1 protein-coding gene is annotated in these 2188 nt (G+C 54.1%); it reads left to right on the top strand.

The window, feature by feature from the left end; translation table 11 throughout:
* The first annotated feature begins 172 nt into the window (after positions 1 to 172).
* Positions 173 to 1213 carry a protein rep gene (locus AC19YQ_RS24870; protein WP_231165498.1) on the top strand — a complete coding sequence of 347 codons (1041 nt, stop codon included), beginning with the start codon at positions 173 to 175 and terminating at the stop codon, positions 1211 to 1213.
* Positions 1214 to 2188: the final 975 nt, after the last annotated feature.

Raw genomic sequence — 2188 nt, 5'->3', positions numbered from 1 at the left:
CCGGAGAGGCCGATTTCCTTTACTTGATACTTAAGGGATAACTAGCGGATAAAAACATAGGCTCTAGGCCACGTACGGCGGGGCTTTGCGGGGTTTTTCAAAGGTCATTGACTAGGCCAAAAAAAAAGCCCAGCATCGTGGGTATCTGACATCCACAAAACAAAGGCTTTTCATGGAAACCGTTTCCGATCCCACTTGCCCCCATTCTAGCGAAATTATTGCGCTTGAACAGCCCCGTGATGGGCTTTTTGATTACAGCCCTACGGATGCCCCATGGGACGTCCACCGTGGCCAAGCTGATGATGTGGGCGGGATCTATGCGACAGCGCTTGAATTCGAGCGCTACGCGGCTCGTATGGCTGATTGCGGCGGGGTGCTCTTGTTTGGCTGGGAGATCAACCCGGCCACATGGGTAACCGCTTTGCGCCTAAAGCACAGCCATTTTTGCCGGGTGCGTCATTGCCCGGTGTGCCAGTGGAGACGTTCCCTCATGTGGCAAGCCCGGTTTCACCAAGCCCTCCCTAAGATCGTCTGTGAGCATCCCAAGGCCCGCTGGTTATTCCTGACCCTGACTGTGCCTAATCGCTCCATAGGCGAGCTTGGAGAGACTCTGACAGCGATGAATGCCGGGTGGCAGCGGTTGATCAAACGCAAAGAGCTGAAACCCATTTTGGGCTGGGTGCGCACCACTGAGGTCACACGCAGCGCTATCGGTGAGGCACACCCGCACTTCCATGTGTTGCTGATGGTGCCGCCAAGCTGGTTTCGAGGGCAGACCTACGTCAAGCAAGCCCGCTGGGTCGAGCTGTGGCAAGAGTGCATGCGCGATCCAACCATTTCGCCGTCCGGGCTATGGATCGAAGTAATCAAAGGGGCTGTCCCAGAGAGTGGGCAATCAGCCTCTGATGTCACGAGCTTTGCACTTCAAAAGGCAGTCTCTGAAACCCTCAAATACAGCGTTAAGCCGTCTGACATGACAGATGATCCCGATTGGTTTCTGGAACTGACGCGGCAAGCCCACAAGCGCCGATTCGTGGCTACGGGTGGAGTGCTGAAAAACGTGCTCCGGGTCGATGAGGAAACGGACGCTGACTTGGTGATGGCGGACGGGCCGGCAGAAGGGGAAGACGATGGATCTCGGTTGGCTTTCAACTGGCGTGAATTTGAGCGCCGGTATCGCCGCGCACCCAACGGGGATAAACCAGCTCGCTGACTCTCAACGGGGTATCGGGGCACAGCCCTGATCAGGGTTTTGTAGGTACCGACTGCGTGCAGGCGGTAGCTACAAAACATTTCCTGTCCGACTCATGTATCCGCTTTTGATCTGCTTTGGATTTTGATCCGCATGCAAACGAAGTTTGCGTAAGTGCGCCCTTGATCCGTTTTTGATCCGCGCGTTTCGTAGAAACGTCTAAGCGCGCCCTCTTCAAAAAAGCGGAGGGAAACAGCGAAGGTCAAAGGCCAGAGCAGAGGGGATTCAGAGAGGATGCAGGATAGGGAGAGTGCATCCAAATGACGCCATTTTGAAAACTCTCCCCTGCTGCCGTGGGCTCTTTGTTTTAAGTGAATTTTGAATTCGGAAAACAAAACTAAATTAAGAATTTAATCGGATCTTAAAAAACGAATTGAATTCAAATCTAAGAAACGGACAGGAAATGTTTTGTACGTACCGCCTGCACGCAGTCGATCCCACAAAACCCTGATCAGGGCTGTGCCCCGATACCCCGTTGAGTTGTGTACCTGGTTAAAAAATCCTGACGCACTTCGCTTGTCACCCCGTGTTTCACCAGGGCGGAAAAACTCGCCCTGGTGAAACACGGGGCTGATGGAAAAGATTGAAACGGAGAGGGGTCAAGGGGACGTGGAATACCGCAGACCGGAACGGGCGAGGATATGCCGCGAAAGCCCCTTGATGCCTCGCAGTGCCCCAATGCTTCGGGCTGGTGGTTGGGGGTGCTCTTCCCCCGACCGCCTGCCACGTGGCGAGCAGTCCCGAAGGGCCGTCGGAGACGATCTGTTTTTGGCTTTTTGGCGGTGCTTTGAGGGGTCGAAAAACAGGCGCCGGAGAGGCCGATTTCCTTTACTTGATACTTAAGGGATAACTAGCGGATAAAAACATAGGCTCTAGGCCACGTACGGCGGGGCTTTGCGGGGTTTTTCAAAGGTCATTGACTAGGCCAAAAAAAAA

It is taken from the genome of Pseudomonas sp. MF06569 (genome assembly GCF_059862735.1).
The sequence above is the reverse complement of the archived record's forward strand: the minus strand, read 5'-3'. Positions and strand labels throughout refer to the sequence as shown.

Bases quoted from the DNA above. Each gene is read 5' to 3' on its own strand.
- AC19YQ_RS24870 (WP_231165498.1), top strand. From the start codon at position 173: ATGGAAACCGTTTCCGATCCCACTTGCCCCCATTCTAGCGAAATTATT.